We start from the raw sequence: 18,303 nt of genomic DNA on the forward strand, positions 1-18,303 counted from the left end.
GTCAGACGTGAAAGTCCTCCTAGCCATCGCATTACTCCTTGTGGGCTTAGCCGTTAAGGCGCAAGACGAACCCGTTCGCACTTTCGCCATCGACGGGCAAATAGGCGGAGCCAGCTCCCCACACGTTAAAACCATTTCCAAAGGGCAATATCTCATTCCCGAGAAGGTTGGTTCGGGCTATGGTATGATATCCAAACTGCGTGTGGAATACTATCTGCCTTACACGCCGCTCTCGTTAAAAGCGGGCTACGAACATGAGGAATGGAACTTCCTGAACACCAATTTGGGCGATGATATGGAGATTTTTTCGCTCGGAGGGCGCTGTTATCCTGGTCGTAAGTCTTGGTTTGTACAACCATATATAGGCCTTGATGCGCTGTATAACTTTAATGGTGGTAGCAGGGTATTCAGTTGGGAGCTGAACAATGACCGCTACGGTAGGGTGCGTTACGATGGAATGGCGCATATTCCGCGTTTCAGTCTTGCGCCCATAGCAGGTGTCGATCTCTATCTTTTCAGTTGTATAGCCATTCAATTGGAATATAGTTGCAGGATGGGATTTAGTAAAGCATCCGTCATTCAGGCCAAGTACAACCACCTGTCTGAACCCTTTGAGATACGTTTGCGCCCAATTAGGCACGGCTTTAATATAGGACTGAAAGTAACATTTCCGTTCCATTTCACCGAGAAAGATGGGCAGAAGGTGGTAGACGGCTTGTTAGACGATTTGCTGTATAACATTCTGTTTGGCCCCAATACTAATAGTAAATAATAAAACAATAGATATTATATGTTAGAAGTAAGAAACTTGCACGCCAAGATTGGCGATAAAGAGATATTAAAAGGCATAAACCTTACCGTTAAAGATGGCGAAACCCACGCTATCATGGGCCCCAACGGGTCGGGCAAAAGCACGCTTTCGGCAGTGCTAGTAGGTAACCCCATGTTCGAAGTTACCGATGGAACGGCCGTTTTTAACGGAAAAGACTTACTCGAGATGAAGCCCGAAGACAGGGCTAACGAAGGCATCTTCCTCTCGTTTCAGTATCCCGTTGAAATCCCAGGTGTGTCTATGACCAACTTTATGCGTACCGCTATCAACGAGAAACGCAAATATCAAGGCCTTGAACCGATGTCGGCTGCCGACTTCATTAAGCTGATGAAGGAGAAGCGACAGATAGTGGAGCTTGATGCGAAGTTGTCTCAACGTTCGGTAAACGAAGGTTTTAGCGGTGGCGAAAAAAAACGTAACGAAATTTTTCAGATGGCTATGCTCGAGCCGAAACTGTCTATTCTCGACGAAACGGACTCGGGTTTGGACGTTGATGCCTTGCGCATCGTGGCCGAAGGCGTTAATAAATTGAAGTCGCCTAGCACCAGTACCATCGTCATTACCCACTACGACCGACTGCTCGACATCATCCGCCCCGACGTGATACACGTACTTTATAAAGGTAGAATCGTGAAAACGTCAGGACCAGAGTTGGCCAAAGAGATTGAGGCGCGTGGTTACGATTGGATTAAAGAAGAAGTAGGAGAGAAGTAAAGGCTAGTAAACATGAACAGTGAGAAACAGTATATAGACCTCTTCGAAGCCAATCGCGACGTTATTTCCGCCCATTCCACCGCGGTGATGAACGGTCTACGCGAGGGCGCTTTCGAAGATTTCAAGCGTTTGGGCTTCCCTACACGCAAGACCGAGAAGTACAAATACACCGACATAAGCAAGCTTTTCGAACCCGATTTCGGGTTAAACCTACAGCGTTTGCCTATGCCCATCAACCCTTACGAGGTGTTCAGTTGCGACGTGCCACGTCTTAGCACGGCCAATCACTTTGTGGTGAACGATGCCTTTTTGCATCCCACCATGCCCCATAAGCAACTACCCGATGGTGTTGTCATAACTTCGCTGTGCGAATACGCAGAGAAAAACCCCGATCTCATCGCTAAATATTACGGCAAATTGGCTTCAACGGCCGAAGATGGCGTTACGGCGTTGAACACGATGCTGGCTCAAGACGGGCTCTTGGTATATGTTCCGCGTGGCGTAAAGCTCGAACAAACCATACAGGTAATTAATATTCTGCATGCTGAGGTAGATCTCATGGTCAATCGTCGTGTGCTTATCATCGTTGAGCCACAGGCAGAAGCCAAGTTCCTATTTTGCGATCACACCTTCGACGACCGTCATTTCTTGGCCACGCAAGTTATCGAAGCCTTTGTTGGCGATAACGCCCGGTTGGACCTTTATTGTATGGAAGAAACCCACGAGAAGAATGTTCGCGTGAGCAGCGTTTATATCGAGCAGCAGGCTAGCAGCAGAGTGAACCACAATGTCATAACGTTGCATAATGGCGTAACACGTAACAACGTTACGTTAACGTTCCGAGGCGAGGGCGCCGAGTGTAACTTGTCGGGCTGTGTCATTGCCGATAAGAAACAGCATGTGGATAACAACACCGTGATAGACCATGCCGTACCCAACTGCAACAGTCACGAACTATATAAATATGTGCTGGACGATGAATCAGTAGGTGCCTTCGCAGGTCTGGTATTGGTGCGACAGGATGCCCAACACACCGATTCGGAGATGCGCAACCAAAACATTTGCGCGACGAAAAAGGCGCACATGTACACCCAACCCATGCTCGAAATCTACGCCGACGACGTGAAATGTTCGCACGGATCTACCGTTGGACAGCTTAACGATGCGGCCTTATTCTACATGCGCCAACGTGGCGTGAGCGAGAAAGAGGCTAAATTGTTACTCGAATTTGCCTTTATCAACGAAGTTATCGACCAAATGGACCTCGAACCGCTACGCGAACGCCTGCATCATCTTGTGGAAAAGCGCTTCCGTGGAGAGTTCGATCGATGCGAAGGTTGTAGAAAAGCGCAATAAAGAAAAGCCTCACCCCCTTCCCCTCTCCAAGGGGAGAGGGGCGTGATATGTGTTGTTGGTTAACAAGTAGACAAGTTAATGAGTTGACAAAGGTGTCGTCCTCTCTGCTCAAAAGCATTTGGCTTAACTCCCTTACCTTGTACACATTTGATAATTAGACAAGTTGATGAGTTTACAAGACTGTTTGCCACTCTGTTCAAAAGTATTTGGCTTAACTCCTTAGCTTCGTAAACATTGGATAATCACACAAGTCGATGAGCTTACAATACAGTTTTCCACTCTGCTCAAAAGCATTTGGCTTAACTCCTTAACTTCATAACTCCTTAACTCCTCCATATTCCCCTATCCCCTCAAAAGATATGTACGACGTCACCTCCATTCGTTCAGATTTCCCCATTTTATCGCGCGAAGTATATGGTAAGCCCTTGGTTTACCTCGATAATGGGGCGACAACGCAAAAGCCCCTTTGCGTTGTCGATGCCATGCAGCACGAGTATCTTAACGCCAATGCTAACGTGCATCGTGGCGTTCACTATCTTTCGCAGCAGGCAACCGATCTTCACGAGGCAGCCAGAACCACCGTTCATAAATTCATTAATGCCCGAAGCGACAACGAAATCATATTTACGCGCGGAACCACCGAGGGTATTAACCTCATTGCCTCTTCGTTTTGCGAGGGATTTATGCAACCTGGCGACGAGGTGATTATCACCGCAATGGAACACCATAGCAACATTGTGCCATGGCAATTGCAGGCTGCACGTAGCGGAATTGCCATCAGGGTGATACCCATTGACGATCGAGGTGAGCTTATTCTCGATGAAATGGATAAATTGTTTACGTCGCGTACCCGCTTGGTAAGCGTGATGCAGGTAAGCAATGTTTTGGGAACGGTGAACCCCGTGAAAGAGATTGTGCGCCGTGCACACCTTCATGGCGTGCCTGTATTGGTAGATGGCGCGCAGAGCGTACCGCATTTTAAGGTAGATGTGCAAGACATGGATTGCGACTTCTTCACCTTTTCGGGACATAAGGCATACGGACCAACGGGTGTTGGCGTTGTGTATGGTAAGGAAGAGTGGCTCGAAAAGCTACCGCCATATCAAGGGGGAGGCGAGATGATTGCAACGGTGAGTTTCGAAAAGACCACCTTTGCCGAACTGCCCTTTAAGTTCGAGGCGGGCACACCCGACTATGTAGCCACGCATGGATTGGCTACCGCCCTCGATTATCTTTCGGCTTTGGGCATGGATAACATACAACGGCACGAGCAAGATCTCACCCGTTATGCCACGCAACAATTGGAAACCATCGATGGAATGCGAATTTTTGGCCATTCCACCGATAAAGATGCCGTCATCAGCTTTCTTGTTGGTGATATCCACCACTTAGACCTCGGCACGCTTTTAGATCGTCTTGGCATCGCCGTTCGCACTGGTCACCACTGCGCTCAACCTCTTATGGCACGCTTAGGTATATCTGGCACTGTTCGCGCCTCGTTCGGTTTGTACAATACACGCGAAGAAATAGATGCCCTTGTTGCAGGCGTGCGTAGGGTGGCAGCTATGTTTTAAGGTCTTTCTTATATAAACATTACCACTGCTACGCAAAGTTCATTTGGTTTTATCGCTTATTGTTAGAAAACAAAATGATAATCGTATAACTGTTCGCACGAGATTCTGCGTGATACGTTCTTATCCTATTTATAAATAGTATGGAACGTAGGTGACATACTTTTTAGAAGTAATGCCTGTGTTAGACACTTTTATTAAACCTGCTTCTTGTGTGTCAGCGATAATGCGGGATGCAACTGACGATTGCGTTTTGTTTAGGTTAAACCTTTCGCGCACAGATTGGTTATTCATACTTATTCCATCTTCGTTTAGCAAACAGGCATGTTGATAGCAGGCTTGTATCTTTTCATCCTTGGTCATATCGCCAATTTCCTTATGAGGGAATAACGTAACTCTTGTGCAAGTTTCCTCTTTTGCTATTCTAGGGGCAGGCAAGTGCATTTCTTCTATGGCTGCGATAGCACGGTCAACACCGCTTCCTCGACGTTCGCAGAACCTAAATAGGTACATTAATTCAGCAAGTTTTTCATTTCTTGAGTTGGGTGGAAGGTCAATGAGCCTGTTGATATCGTTCAATGGCGCACCAGGATTAGTAATGACTAATCTGTTAGAGAATATTTCAATCGTAATATTAATGCCTGATATTCCAAAGTCTTGGTGAACCAATGCATTTGCAACAAACTCTCTTATTGCTATGCGTGGGTACTGAACGATGGCTTCGCGTTTAACCGAAATGGCCTCTGTTGAAACATAATTCATAATGAAATCTATAAGCCCTTCAAAACCTACTGCATACCCATATTGGCCAATTTGCTCTGTAAGTTGTTCTCGGTTGTTTGTTCCAATATACTTTCTAACAATGACTTTCCTCTTCGTTAGTTCAGAGAAATCGTTCATGTTGTTGGCGAATAATATTGCGCCAGCATTAGTGATGTTCCAAAGGTTATCGCTATTTGTACATAAGCCGTATTCCTTTAACCTTACCAGTATGCTGTCAAGGGAACTTGGTAGGTCTTTATCGATTAGTTCAAAAAACTTCCGATAGTTAAGTAATGATAGAACTTCGTTCTTACCAATTCCGCCCTTAGCAATCCTTTCTTCGAAATTCAAGCCTTGCGACGTCGCAATAATGTTTCTAATTTGCAGAGGAGACATTCGAATTGTTTGTCCTGAACATCTGCAGAAAGCGTCTTTATATTCGCGACCTCTCATATAGATAGGTTTTTCTCTCTGCTCAGGGACATAAACAAATAGGATAGGAGAACCTTGATATTCTAAGACGGCATGGTCTATATCAACAGAACTTGAAAGATTGTTATGGGCTATGTTGCCTAGTCGTTTAACGATGTCATCTATTTGTTCCTTAGTTAGTGGGGCAAATGTGGCATTGTCGTTAATGCCAAAGGCAAACATGCCTCCTCCCTGATGGTTGCAAAATGCACATACGTGCTGAGCCAATCTCTCTGTTTTGGGAGAAAGGCCGCTTTTCCAATCCAGTTCACTTAGTTCGTGAGGTATCGGGGTGAGGCTTTCTTTTAATATCTCTATAGCCTTTTCTTTCCAGTTCATATCTATTGTAGAATTTACTTTGCAAATAAGATGTCGTTGATATTCAGTTGGTTATGGCTTGTTGGAATTTACTTTGCAAATAAGAACTTGTTGCTTTTTTAGCGCTCTTCTTTGTATTGAAATTCACCTTCAATGCTTTTCATTATTCCTGTGTTGAGCAGTATGGTAGCTTTGATAATCAATGCCATGACAGGTTGAATTTTCTTTTCTACCAGTATGATGTAGGCAAAATGATTACTTCTAACAGTTCAACAACTCATAAATAGGTACCTTGTCTGTTGGCTAATATACCCTAAACCATCTGTGGCGATTTTTCTTCGCCATTTGTGATGCTACTTAACTGTTGCTATGTGCAAAGATAAACAAAATTCGTTAGATAGCCCATCGTTTTGTAATGATGTATTAATTTGTAGGATTTATTAGTTACCTTAGATTCCGATTTGTCTACAAATAATTGTGTTTTTTCGATGTATATTAGAATTATGGATTTGAAACTAAGTGTATGTATATTCAAGTAGAATGTGTTATAGGGTGGCGTTTATACCTTTGTTTTAAAATGGATATACTATCTATTGCAGTGAATTACGATCCGTTTTCATTCCTTTATTCGCACGTTAATTGCTCATTTGCAACATGCTTTATGTCCCATCGCTTTGGTTCATCTATGATGGAACCGTGTTCCTTATAAGCTGGAACCCTGTTCCAGATGATATGTAACAACGTTCCAGATGACATGTAACACCCTTCCAGCATAGCTTTAACGAGCAGTGAAACGAAAAAATGCATCGCAAGAGCCCGTTGATGGCTTTGGATGCATTGATGTTTTAACGGGGAAGAATAGGGATAAAGAAAACCGGGAGGTTAGGAGTTGATGGATGTTGGGATGTTTATTAGCAGGAAGTTGGTATGTTGATGAATGGGTGAGGTGCTGAATAGTGAGTTGACTTGCTAATAAACAAGTGAGTTAACAAGTTGTGGGTGGTTTTAGAATTGTTGTTGATAGCGCTTATGAACTAACTTATTCAACTAGAAAAGAACAACTCTATAACCAATAAACTTGCTAACTCACCAATGTTTAAGCTAACGCGCAAAACGCATCGATAGATTATTTGCATTGCATTTTGTTACCGATGAAACCGCTGTTTATTGTTGATAATCGTCCTGTCGCAATGCTTTTGACCTGTGTTTTACTTGTGCTTGCAGTTTTTGAGGCATCGTTTACATCCGCCAATGGCAAGTGCGAACCATGCCGTACATATTACACGGAACAGGAAAGGCGCTTCTGCTGGCAGCACGGCAAGGGCAAAAGCAGCTTGCACGTTGAGCAATTGAAGCTTGGCTTTGGTGTCTATCTCCTTGTTCAACACGGCCGAATAATATTGGCATAACCAAGTTATGGGGAGCATAAGGCCTTTCTTTGCACTTGCGAAAAACGTGTTTAAACGAATCTCGTTTGCAGAATTTACCGATAATGTCATTTCCTTTTTCATTGTTCTCTATGTTGAATGTTATTATTTGCTTATCTTTGTGGTTGCAAAATTGCGGCTAAAATTGGAAGTGACATTTCACAAACAAATGAATTTAGTTAATAGTTGGTAAATGTATGAAGTAAGGGAGGTGTGGAGTAAGCGAGTTAAGCCGTATGCTAACTTGCAGAGTGGCCCATATTCTAGTTAACTCGTTAAATGTTAAACTTGTCAACATGTGGCGTCCATCGTCAGCTTTGCAGCAGGTTATGCTTGTCAACTCTGCGTTCCTTGCTTTCTTCCCAACTCGTTAACTCGTCAACATGTCAACCAATAAGTTCATATATAGATGCTCAAATCTCATTATTTCACCGATTTAATCGAGGCCGGTTGCGATGAAGCTGGTCGTGGATGCTTGGCTGGTAGCGTGTTTGCTGCTGCTGTGATACTGCCCACCGATTACGAAAACGCTTTGCTCAACGATTCGAAGAAGTTAACCGAGAAGCAGCGTTACGCCTTGCGCACGCAGATAGAAGCTGACGCGTTGGCGTGGGCTGTGGGTGAGGTTACGGCCGATGAAATCGACGAAATAAACATACTTAACGCTAGCATACTGGCTATGCACCGCGCCCTTGATGGCTTGAAACTTCGTCCGCAGGCCGTTATTGTGGACGGAAACCGCTTTAAACCCTACGGAACGCTTCCCCACGAGACCATCGTTAAAGGCGATGCCAAGTACTTGTCGATTGCTGCGGCTAGCATTTTGGCCAAGACTTATCGTGATGATTACATGGACAACCTTGCCCTTCAATATCCCGCATATCAGTGGAAGGTGAACAAGGGCTATCCAACAAAGGCACATCGAGCAGCTATTGAAGAACACGGAATATCCCCTTTTCATCGCAAAACATTCAAAGGGGTTAAGGAGATGTTAGTGAATGAAGAAGAGTGCGTATAAGTGTAAGCACCTCTGAGTTTATTGGTGGGTTGGCGTGTTCATGGCACATAACCTTTGTGTGTTTGGCAAGGTAACACGATTTTCTACTTATACACCAGTTTGTGACAATATAAGTCGTTTTTAATTATGTGAATAAGCAAGGGTATGGTGATAACTGTCGCTATACCCTTGTTGAGGGAATAGGTATCCTTCTACCTTTAAAAATCGCCTTGAAATTTTCGATATTTTACAGATTCGGCTATAAATGTAAAGTTAATTTCAATTTATTTAAAAAAGACCAACTAAAATTTGGTACTTTCAGTTATATTTTGTATTTTTGTGAATAGAATTATAAACTTCATATTTGGCATTACACCGTGCGCCATTTTCTCACTTCTTCTATCCTAAGGCAAGCTGAGTGATGGTTGCGAATATGGTTAATTGCCCATTCATAAAAATCTTTTTCACTACAAGAAACGTCCCGTATATTGCGTGAGCAACATACGGGACAATGTTTTATGGGCGTCTTGAAGTGGCGAGTTAGTAGGGATTCGGAAGCTTGCAAGGGAATAAGCCCCCTTAGAATTTAAGCATATTCGATGAAGGTTTGCTGCCAGTTGTCATTCGCTTGTTTAGTTGGAACAGCGAGGGAAGCAGTACAAGGAGCGAGCAGAACAAACCCATGTACATCAGTTTGTTGTCGCCATGGAACAAGTCGATAAGCTGTCCGTCGTTCATCTCTGGCATCAGCTTGTACATCGTGTAGGCCACGGTGTTGTTAACCCAGTGCAGTACAACTCCTGGAACAATACTGTGGGTGCGATAGTAGAGCCATCCCAAGAGCAAGCCCATTGTAAAGGCGTTGGCAAACTGAGCCATATTGCCGTGCACGGCGCCGAAAAGCAGGGCCGAAGCAACGATGGGAATCCACGGCAAACGATGGTTGAAATAGTTCATTAGACTGCGCAAGATGGCTCCGCGGAACACTAACTCTTCGGCCACAGGAGCTAAAATGCCGAGTGCGAGATAGCCCCAACGACTGCCCATGATGCTTTCGAAAAGATGTTTAACGTCGTCGGTCATGGTGATATTCATCTGTTCGTAAAGCCATTGCAGCGGAAGTATGGCTCCTAAACCTGCAAGAATGGCCCAAATTAATACGCCCCACGGCTTTTGTTGAATGTAGTAGCGCGATATGGGTGCCCACTTGCGCCACACGAAAAGGGCAATAAGGATGACACTGCTGACTACGCTGCTTAGGGTAAGGGCTTTGGCGCTGGCAGATGGTGGGTGTTTTATTGAGTCGTCGAGGTAGAGAGCCACGAGTGAAACCACAAACTGCACGGCGATGAATACCACGATATAGCCCAGTACATCGAGAATAAGCCTATTGTTCTTTTTCATTTATTGTTTTTGTTTTTAATTTTATCTGTTTCGTTTTCTAGCCGTTTAAATCGGATAAAAGCTTCTTTCCTGCCTAGTCACTTCTTGAAGAAGGATTTTGGGTAAGACCTTTTATGTGTTTTGAATGAGCTGCCTTGCCGCCTCTTCATCTTCTTTCATCTTCGCTTTTAGCTCGTCTATCGTGCTAAATTTCACCTCGGCACGAATGCGTTCGACGAATGCAACGCGCATGTTTTGTCCGTAGATGTCGGCCGAGAAGTCGAGGATGTTGGTCTCGATGGTTACGCCCTTGCCGTTGAAAGTGGGGCGATTGCCGATGTTGGTCATGCCCATCAGAGGGTGTTCGTAGCCTTCAACCTCCACCAATGTGGCGTAAACGCCGTTTTGTGGAAGCAGTTTTTGAGGATTTTCTACTAGTAGGTTAGCCGTGGGAAAGCCCATTTTGCGCCCCTCTTGAAAGCCCGGCACCACCTTTCCGCCCAGCGAATAGTTATAGCCCAACAGTGCATTGGCCTGCTTGACACGTCCTTCGAGTAGATGGTTGCGTATGGCTGATGAACTGATATGTGCCCCGTCGGGTGCAAACTGGGGTGCTTCTACCACATGGATACCCATCGCTTGACCGTGTCGGCGATAGTCTTCGAAGCTCTCTTCTCGGTTATGGCCAAACTTATTGTCGTAACCGATAACCAGTTGGGCCACGTTTAACCGTTCTTTCAGTATCCGTTGCATGAACTCGCGGGCTGTAAGTGCGGCCATATTCAGGTCGAAATTCAGCACCATGGTATGGTCTATGCCAGTTTCGTGCAGTAGTTTCAGCTTCTCTTCGGGTGTTGAAAGCAGTTTAGGCACAAAGGAGGTTTGCACCACTTGGCGTGGATGTGTGCCGAAGGTGACAACCTTTGAGGACATGCCTTGTGCCTGAGCTAGCTGCCGAACATGGTCAATTAGGTAGCGATGCCCTAGATGCACACCATCGAAAAAGCCGATGGTGGCCACGCAGGGAGGAATGTTGGCTGTGTGCATGGCGTTAAGCGGGGTTGGTTGTTTGGGCTTTGGGTTTCAGTCTGCGCCACACTTCGCCCACCCACAGCACGATAGATGTTGCGCCAATGATAACCAACCACTCTGTGAACGACAGCGGAACGGTGCGGAACATACGTCCGCCAAAGGTTACAATGAGCCATTGTCCTGTCAAGATAAGTAACAAAACGAGCAGCAATCCGCGGTCGGCATAAAGACGACGGAAAGTGCTATGGTGCGAATTAAGGGTCTTGGCGTTAAACAGGTTCCAAAATTGCAGCATCACAAAAGCCGTGAAGAAGATGGTGAGCTGGTGCGTATCAACCTGTCCGCCACTTTCATTGCGGAAGTAAATGAGTAGTGCAAAGAGCATGGCGAAGAACACCAAGCCGCAGAAAATGATGCCGCGAGCCATCGATGGAGAAATAATCGGATCGGTTTGTTTACGTGGGCGCTCGCTCATCACTTCGCGCGTGGGTGGCAACGAGGCTAAAGCCATGGCGGCGAAGGTATCCATAATGAGGTTTACCCAAAGCATCTGCGTTACGGTTAACGGCATTTGGGTACCGATAATGGCTCCACCTAGCACCAAAAGCAGGGCAGTGAGGTTGACCACAAGCTGGAAGAAGAGGAAGCGACGTATGTTGTTGTAGAGCGATCGGCCCCACATCACGGCCCGTTCGATGGAGCGGAAAGAGTCGTCGAGCAAGGTCATGTCCGACGCTTCTTTAGCTACGTTGGTGCCACTGCCCAGCGAAAGTCCCACGTGGGCATGGTTCAGAGCCGGGGCATCGTTGGTTCCGTCGCCCGTAACGGCCACTACCTCGCCACGTTGTTGCAGTAGGTTAACCAGTCGTTGCTTATCGGTGGGACGTGCACGCGACATCACTCGCAGCACCTTCACCCGTTCGTAGGCCACCTCGTCGCTAAGTGCGGCGAAGTCGGGACCAGTTATTTGCGCCTCGATGGGCGTATCTTTGTGCCATATCCCTATCTGTCGAGCAATCTCGATGGCTGTTGCAGCGGTGTCTCCGGTAACAATTTTCACCTCGATACCTGCGTCGATACACTCCTTAACAGCTGCGGGCACATCTTGACGAATAGGGTCGCTGATGGCAGCAACAGCTTGGAGGGTAAGGTCTTGCAGCAGGTTGGGGGCGGCAAAATTGGTTTCAACCTCATTGGGCAGAGGCTTATAGGCGAAGGCCAATGTGCGCATGGCCTTGTTTTGGTAGCTTCGCAGTAGGTCGGCAGTGGTGGTTCGCTCCTCGTCTGTTAGCTGGCAGAGAGCCATAACCGTTTCGGGCGCACCTTTTAAGAATAGGTATCGCTGACCGTTTAGGCTGGCAACGGTGGCCATATACTTGCGTTCGGTGGAGAAAGGCAATTGATTTTCAACCTTGCCAGCGGTGCGCAGCTCGCGATAGTTTTGCTTGTTGGCGTCCAGCCACAGCAATAGGGCCACCTCGGTTGGGTTTCCTATGCCCGTAGTTGCGTTGTCTTTGGTTTCGAGATGAGCAGTGGTGTTTAGCGCAATGGCATCTGCTAGTGGGGTTTCGGGTGCGAAAACGCGCATCTCTGACACCTGCATCTTGTTCTCGGTAAGTGTTCCTGTCTTGTCGGTGCATACCACGGTGACGGCTCCCATCGTTTCGCAAGCGTGCAGTTTACGCACAAGGTTGTTGCTTTTGAGCATTCGGCGCATGTTCAAGGCAAGACTCAGCGTAACCGCCATGGGTAAACCTTCGGGCACGGTCATTACCAATAGCGTTACGGCCATCATGAAATAGCGCAGCACCACCTCGGCCATGCGCATGTAGTCTTGGCCTTGCCAAAGGGGATTGGTAAGCATGTCGTGGGCAAGAAACACCACGAAAGCCGTAATGGCCACGGCAGAACCCACCTTGCTGATGAGTTTTGCCAAGCGGTCGAGTTGCTGATTGAGGGGCGTTTTTACGGCCGTCAGTTCGGTGGCCTTATGCGCCACCTTGCCAATCTCGGTATTGTCACCAATGGCGGTAACCCTTGCTAGGCCGCTACCGTTCATCACCATGGTAGAGCGCAACACCATATTGGTGGGGTAGGTGGCTTCTTCTTCGGCCACTTCGGGTGTTGCGTGTTTGTTGATGATAGGTTCGCCCGTGAGCGAAGACTCGTCAATCTGTAAGTCGGACGATTGTAGCAGCAGGCCGTCGGCAGGTATTTCGTCGCCCACTTCAATCACCATCAGGTCGCCTGGCACCACGTCTTTGCGCGCCACAGTGGTTGTTTGTCTGTTTCTATGCACCTTTACGGGCTGTTCTTCGCCCAAAGTCGTGAGCACGTCGAACTTCTTTGCGGCGTCTCTTTCAAAGTAAAAGCCGATTGTTGTGGCGAGGATGATGGCCAAGAAGATGCCTAACGTTTCGAGAAACTCACCGTCGATGAACGAGAAGATGAGTGAAACGGCAGCAGCTACAAGTAAGATTTGGATGATGGGGTCGCGGTATTTGTCTATGTAAAGCGCCCAAAGCGATGCCCGCTTTGGTGGTGTAAGCACATTGGATCCATGTTTTTTGCGGCTCTCCGCAACCTGTGCGTCGGTCAATCCCGCTGTGTCGAACTTCTCTAAAGTTGTTTCTATACTCATCGATACGTATATATAATAGTGTTTAGAGGTATGTTTCCCCTAATATGCAAAGATACACAAAAGCCCTTGAACTTCATGTTGCCCACTTCATTTTTACGTCTTTTTGGCTTAATTGTTTGGATATTTGGTGCAAAACAACTACCTTTGCACCCACAAACAACCCCTTATGTGGGTGGTTCGGGCTTTTAGCTCAGTTGGTTAGAGCAACAGACTCATAATCTGGAGGTCCTTGGTTCAAGCCCAAGATGGCCCACGAACAGATCACAATAAGTGATATTTGATGTTTAAGGAATAAGAAGAGGAACTGCTGAAAAGTAGTTCCTCTTTTTTGTTTGGTATTCTATTTCAGGGCGAATGGTAGTTAACATGTAGATGGGTATGGCAACTTGTAAACCCGTTAACTTGTCAACTTGTGAGCTGAAAAGGAAAGATTGATAGCCCTACACCTTATATAAAGGTCTCCTAATCCTCTTCCAAAATCATGCAGCCAGCTTCTTTTGGGTGATCCAGCACCATATTCGGGGCGGGCTCTTTGCGTATTTTCCACGCAATCAGGATATCGCCCGCAGCAGCGGAAACGAATAAGATGCCCCACCCAAGCAACAAGATACTTTTGAGAGGATAAGCTAATGCCAAAGGGATGACGCCTAGAACCACGAGAGGCATTAAGGCTCCGATACAATATTGGCGAACCGTTAAGGGTTCGGAGCAATGACAATAAGGGGTGAGCATTTCCCATAATACGCCGAATCGAATGCTCTTAAAGCCTTTTTTGGCAAAGTATGCCCATGTTAGGCCATGTATCAGCTCGTGCAAAACTATGCCAGCCATAAGTGCAACGAACACAATCAAGAATGTTAAAAGGATGTTGTGGTTGGGAATAAACTGTATGGGGAAGTCTTCAAATGTAGGAAAACCCCACACGAAATACCATGCAGCAGAGCTTAACAGCAATACAACAATGAATAGTATTGCTGCAAAGACGTTGGCCCAAACGAGGTTTATGGTTATTTTCCGTTGTTTCATGCTGTTTTATTAATGAAGAATTAAAAGTGGTATGGCGTTGATTGTCTGCCTATAAGCTAAATGCAAAAGTAGCGAATATTTTTGTGAAAAGCTTGGTTATACATGCCTAAGTGGCTCACTTTTTCTCAATATGCCTTTCACCATCCACCAAAGGAAAGGCCGCAGTACCTTTTGGGGAGCTGCGGCCGTTGACCTTACGTTAGTATAATGAAAAATTTGAGAGAAAGAAGCTTCACAGCTTCGATGTTGTTTTACTAAACATTGTTATTGAGAAAGCATAGAAAAATTTCTTATTTAATGATGTTGAGCGAGGCGGCTGGCGTGTCGGCCTTCTTCAAGGTGTCGATAACGGCCGAGTCGCCTAAGGCAACCGATTCGCCCTTCTCCACCTTATTATATCCTGCCATGCCTGCGGGCGAGGTCTGATTCGTTTGGAACGACTCCTGTGCGGCATTGCCCAACGTTAGGAAGATGGCCACAACGGCGGCTGCCTTGAACAATGGCATGAGGCGTTGGGTAAGCGTGATGGTGCGTGCCTTCACCTTAACGGGCTCTTCCTCGTCGATTATGGCCAATAACTTGCTGTCGAAATCGGCGCCCAGATGTTTCGCTTTGCTCTCCATTTGCTGGTAGGCGAAGAGCGATTGATATTGGCGCAGCTCAGCCGGAACGTCTTTCTGACTGAAAAACGCACGCAGGATACCTTCCTCTTCCAATGAAGTTTCGCAGTTCCAATAGCGCTCCAATAGCTGGTTGATATATTTATAGTCCATAATCATCTGCATTTTTAAACTTCTGTTTTATCGTTTGCCTTGCCCTGAAGATGTTTATTTTCACCTGTTCTTCGGTCACTTCCATTATCTGGGCAATCTCGCGATAGCTTTTCCCTTCGAATTCTCGGAGCTGCATGCTCGTCTTTTGTTTCTCGGGTAGAGCGTTGATGATGTCTCTAACAAGCTTTACGCGGTCGTTGTGTAGCATTTCCTCATAGGGATTTGCCGTTAGGTCGGGCTTGTCGGCATGTGTATCTTCAATCGAGGGGGTGTTATGCCCTTTTCTTTTGATACTGTCTAGAGCGAGATTTCTACATATCGTAAGACTAAAAGCCTCGATAGAGTCTAGCTCGTCCCAGCGTTCCCGCCTGTTCCAAACCTTGATGAGCGTGTCTTGCACAATGTCTTCGGCGTCGCGTGCATTAAGCGTAATGCGCAACGCCAACCTGTACAATTTGTCCTTTAAGGGCAGAATGTCATTGCGAAAGCTTATTTTGTTCATCTCTGTCTCTGTAATAAATGACGACTGTGGAATAAAGATGTTACGCGTGTTAACGTTTTTTAGATATTTCATGGCAATATAACCCCAATCCCATATTGGCTAATTTAAAGCCGTAATATAGTTCGTCAACGGCTATGCGATGAATTAATTTCCAGCGTTTATTTATAATGTGTGTCGTTACAATGTATATATCCCAACCCTTGCAGTCGAATATTTATCGTTAAAAGTTTTCATAACTCATTTGTTTTCATTACCTTTGCACCGTTCAAACACGAATGTTGTCTATTATGGCTGGGAGGCAACGGTTGGTTGGACAAGTAATAATAGACAAGGTTTCTAGGTTCGTGGGTTGATGAATTCATGATATTTGGATAACGATTAGCAACGGTGAAGTCATCAACAATCAAGGTTTCATTTTGTGGATAACCTCTTGTGGTGCGCTCTTAGGTTTGCCATGGCCTGCATCTGCTTTCGCGGCATACCCCTCGTGGGTTGTGTTGACGAGTAGATATGCCGTTTGCCGCGTTTCCTTTTTACGATGCGTTACCCCGCCGAGAAACCAAATTAACAACAATAAGAATTGAAGACATTTGAAGAATTGGGCGTGAGCGAGCCAATATGCCGCGCCATCCAAGAGCTGGGTTTTGAGCAACCCATGCCTGTACAAGAAGAAGTGATACCCTACCTGCTGGGTAACGGCAACGACGTTATTGCCTTGGCGCAGACAGGAACGGGAAAAACGGCAGCCTACGGCATTCCCGTACTGCAAAAGGTAAACCCTGAAGAGAAGCATACGCAAGCACTCATACTTAGTCCTACACGCGAGCTTTGCTTGCAAATAGCCGACGATTTGGCCGACTTTTCCAAGTACGTGCAAGGTCTGCACGTGGTGCCCGTATATGGCGGAGCCTCTATCGAGATGCAAATTCGCCAGCTACGCAAGGGCGCACAGATCATCGTGGCCACGCCAGGTCGACTCATCGACCTGATGAAACGCGGTGTGGCGCAGCTCGACAACGTGAACAACGTGGTACTCGACGAGGCCGACGAGATGCTGAACATGGGTTTTACCGAGAGCATCAACGCCATTTTCGAAGGCGTACCTACCGATCGCAACACCCTGCTCTTTTCGGCAACGATGAGCCGCGAGATTGAAAAGATAGCTAAAAACTACTTGAACGACTACAAGGAAATTGTGGTAGGAAGTCGCAACGAGGGTGCCGAGAAGGTGAACCACATATATTATATGGTGAACGCCAAAGATAAATATCTGGCCCTGAAACGCCTGGTAGATTTCTATCCGCGTATCTTCGCCATCATCTTTTGCCGTACCAAGATCGAGACGCAAGAAATTGCCGACAAGCTTATTCGCGATGGATACAATGCCGAGGCACTGCACGGCGACCTGAGTCAGCAACAACGCGACCTCACCATGCAGAAGTTCCGCAACCACAACGTGCAGTTCTTGGTTGCCACTGATGTTGCCGCACGTGGTTTGGACGTTGACGACCTGACACACGTAATTAACTATGGTCTGCCCGACGACATCGAAAGCTACACCCACCGCAGTGGACGTACAGGACGTGCAGGCAAAAAAGGTACGTCTATCAGCATCATCCACACGCGCGAACGTTCGAAAGTTCGTTCCATTGAGAAGATTATCCAAAAGGAATTTGTTGACGGCACGCTGCCCACGGCTAAGGAAATATGCAGCAAACAGTTGTACAAGGCCATGGACGCCATATCTAAGGTTGACGTGAACGAGGAAGAAATCGCCCCGTTCCTCGAAGAGATTAACCGCCACTTCGAGTATATCGACAAAGAAGACCTTATCAAGAAGATTGTAAGCATGACCTTCGGCCGCTTCTTAGACTATTATGCCAATGCGCCCGAGATAGAGAAACCCTCGCAAAAACGTAACGAGCGCGAGGGCAAAAGAGCCGAACGCGGAGGCGGTCGCGATGCCCAACGCGGTGCACGCGGCAAGCGAACCGAGCGCGGTACGCGTGGTGCACGCAAGGCCGAGGCCGGTTATCGCCGCCTGTTCGTTAACCTAGGCAAAGACGATGGCTTCTATCCTGGCGAGGTAATGCAGTTTATCAACCGCAATGTTCAGGGTCGTGTGGCCGTGGGACATATCGACTTGCTGGGCAAATTCTCGTATATCGAGGTGCCCGAAGCTGATGCCTCGCGCGTTATGCAAGGCCTTTCGGGGGCTACTTATAAAGGTCGTGATGTGCGATGCAACGATGCCGACGAGGGCGGACACGGTCGTTCGGCCTCGCCCAAGGGTGGCAGAAAGGGCCAACGCTTTTCCGATGCAGCCCCAGCGGCAGGCGGAAAGCGTGGAAAAAAGGCTCAACGCAGCTTCAACGACGATAACGAAACAGGCGATTGGAGACAATTTTTCCAGCAGCCTGCACCCAAACTAAAAGGCACCGAACCCGATTTCTCGGAAGAAGGATGGGCCAGACGCAGACCGAAAGGGTAAGGGCACA

General features: G+C 46.8%; 14 protein-coding genes and 1 tRNA gene. 7 read left to right on the forward strand and 8 right to left on the reverse strand.

Annotated elements, in window-relative coordinates; all coding sequences use genetic code 11:
- The first annotated feature begins 7 nt into the window (after window positions 1–7).
- From F453_RS0102765 to F453_RS0102780, 4 genes are all read left to right on the forward strand, one after another.
- Window positions 8–772 (forward strand): hypothetical protein, encoded by a 765-nt coding sequence (locus tag F453_RS0102765; RefSeq protein ID WP_025789990.1) that lies wholly within the window; start codon window positions 8–10, stop codon window positions 770–772.
- A gap of 18 nt (window positions 773–790) precedes the next feature.
- Entirely contained in the window at window positions 791–1,546 is a 756-nt protein-coding gene (gene sufC / locus F453_RS0102770; protein WP_018966635.1) for a Fe-S cluster assembly ATPase SufC, read from the forward strand.
- A gap of 12 nt (window positions 1,547–1,558) precedes the next feature.
- Window positions 1,559–2,902 (forward strand): Fe-S cluster assembly protein SufD, encoded by a 1,344-nt coding sequence (gene sufD / locus F453_RS0102775; protein WP_018966636.1) that lies wholly within the window; start codon window positions 1,559–1,561, stop codon window positions 2,900–2,902.
- A 359-nt stretch (window positions 2,903–3,261) separates the two neighbouring features.
- Complete coding sequence (locus F453_RS0102780) at window positions 3,262–4,476, forward strand: aminotransferase class V-fold PLP-dependent enzyme (protein WP_018966637.1); 1,215 nt, start codon at window positions 3,262–3,264, stop codon at window positions 4,474–4,476.
- A gap of 129 nt (window positions 4,477–4,605) precedes the next feature.
- On the opposite strand, the gene F453_RS0102785 is transcribed toward F453_RS0102780, so the two are convergent.
- Both F453_RS0102785 and F453_RS0102795 read right to left on the reverse strand, forming a co-directional pair.
- Window positions 4,606–6,045 (reverse strand): ATP-binding protein, encoded by a 1,440-nt coding sequence (locus F453_RS0102785; protein ID WP_018966638.1) that lies wholly within the window; start codon window positions 6,043–6,045, stop codon window positions 4,606–4,608.
- A gap of 1,187 nt (window positions 6,046–7,232) precedes the next feature.
- On the reverse strand, window positions 7,233–7,535 hold the full coding sequence (locus F453_RS0102795) for a hypothetical protein (RefSeq protein WP_018966639.1): 303 nt from the start codon (window positions 7,533–7,535) through the stop codon (window positions 7,233–7,235).
- 325 nt (window positions 7,536–7,860) lie between these two features.
- Between F453_RS0102795 and rnhB the strand changes: the two genes are divergently transcribed.
- Window positions 7,861–8,469, forward strand: coding sequence for a ribonuclease HII (gene rnhB, locus F453_RS0102800; protein ID WP_018966640.1), 609 nt, complete (start codon window positions 7,861–7,863; stop codon window positions 8,467–8,469).
- 558 nt (window positions 8,470–9,027) lie between these two features.
- Here rnhB and F453_RS0102805 read toward each other — a convergent pair.
- The 3 genes from F453_RS0102805 to F453_RS0102815 form a co-directional block, all read right to left on the reverse strand.
- Window positions 9,028–9,852 carry a CPBP family intramembrane glutamic endopeptidase gene (locus F453_RS0102805; protein WP_009237055.1) on the reverse strand — a complete coding sequence of 275 codons (825 nt, stop codon included), beginning with the start codon at window positions 9,850–9,852 and terminating at the stop codon, window positions 9,028–9,030.
- Window positions 9,853–9,963: 111 nt separating this feature from the next.
- The gene (locus F453_RS0102810) at window positions 9,964–10,878 is read right to left on the reverse strand and encodes a bifunctional riboflavin kinase/FAD synthetase (protein ID WP_018966641.1); all 915 of its coding nucleotides are present in this window, start codon (window positions 10,876–10,878) and stop codon (window positions 9,964–9,966) included.
- 4 nt (window positions 10,879–10,882) lie between these two features.
- Window positions 10,883–13,504 (reverse strand): calcium-translocating P-type ATPase, PMCA-type, encoded by a 2,622-nt coding sequence (locus tag F453_RS0102815; protein WP_018966642.1) that lies wholly within the window; start codon window positions 13,502–13,504, stop codon window positions 10,883–10,885.
- 179 nt (window positions 13,505–13,683) lie between these two features.
- Between F453_RS0102815 and F453_RS0102820 the strand changes: the two genes are divergently transcribed.
- Window positions 13,684–13,757 (forward strand) — tRNA-Ile (locus tag F453_RS0102820).
- A gap of 209 nt (window positions 13,758–13,966) precedes the next feature.
- Here F453_RS0102820 and F453_RS0102825 read toward each other — a convergent pair.
- The 3 genes from F453_RS0102825 to F453_RS0102835 all read right to left on the reverse strand — a co-directional run bounded on the left by F453_RS0102825 (window position 13,967) and on the right by F453_RS0102835 (window position 15,805).
- Window positions 13,967–14,530 carry a DUF3267 domain-containing protein gene (locus F453_RS0102825; protein ID WP_018966643.1) on the reverse strand — a complete coding sequence of 188 codons (564 nt, stop codon included), beginning with the start codon at window positions 14,528–14,530 and terminating at the stop codon, window positions 13,967–13,969.
- 290 nt (window positions 14,531–14,820) lie between these two features.
- Entirely contained in the window at window positions 14,821–15,303 is a 483-nt protein-coding gene (locus F453_RS0102830) for a PG0215 family putative anti-sigma factor (RefSeq protein ID WP_018966644.1), read from the reverse strand.
- A complete protein-coding gene (locus F453_RS0102835; RefSeq protein ID WP_025789989.1) occupies window positions 15,293–15,805 on the reverse strand; it encodes a GFO_1088 family ECF-type sigma factor in 513 nt (170 codons plus the stop codon). The genes F453_RS0102830 and F453_RS0102835 overlap by 11 nt, the downstream gene beginning before the upstream one ends.
- Before the next feature lie 580 nt (window positions 15,806–16,385).
- Between F453_RS0102835 and F453_RS0102840 the strand changes: the two genes are divergently transcribed.
- Window positions 16,386–18,296: a DEAD/DEAH box helicase gene (locus tag F453_RS0102840; protein ID WP_018966646.1), complete on the forward strand. Its 1,911-nt coding sequence runs from the start codon at window positions 16,386–16,388 to the stop codon at window positions 18,294–18,296.
- Window positions 18,297–18,303: the final 7 nt, after the last annotated feature.

The organism is Hoylesella loescheii DSM 19665 = JCM 12249 = ATCC 15930 (assembly GCF_000378085.1).
Lineage (GTDB): Bacteria > Bacteroidota > Bacteroidia > Bacteroidales > Bacteroidaceae > Prevotella > Prevotella loescheii.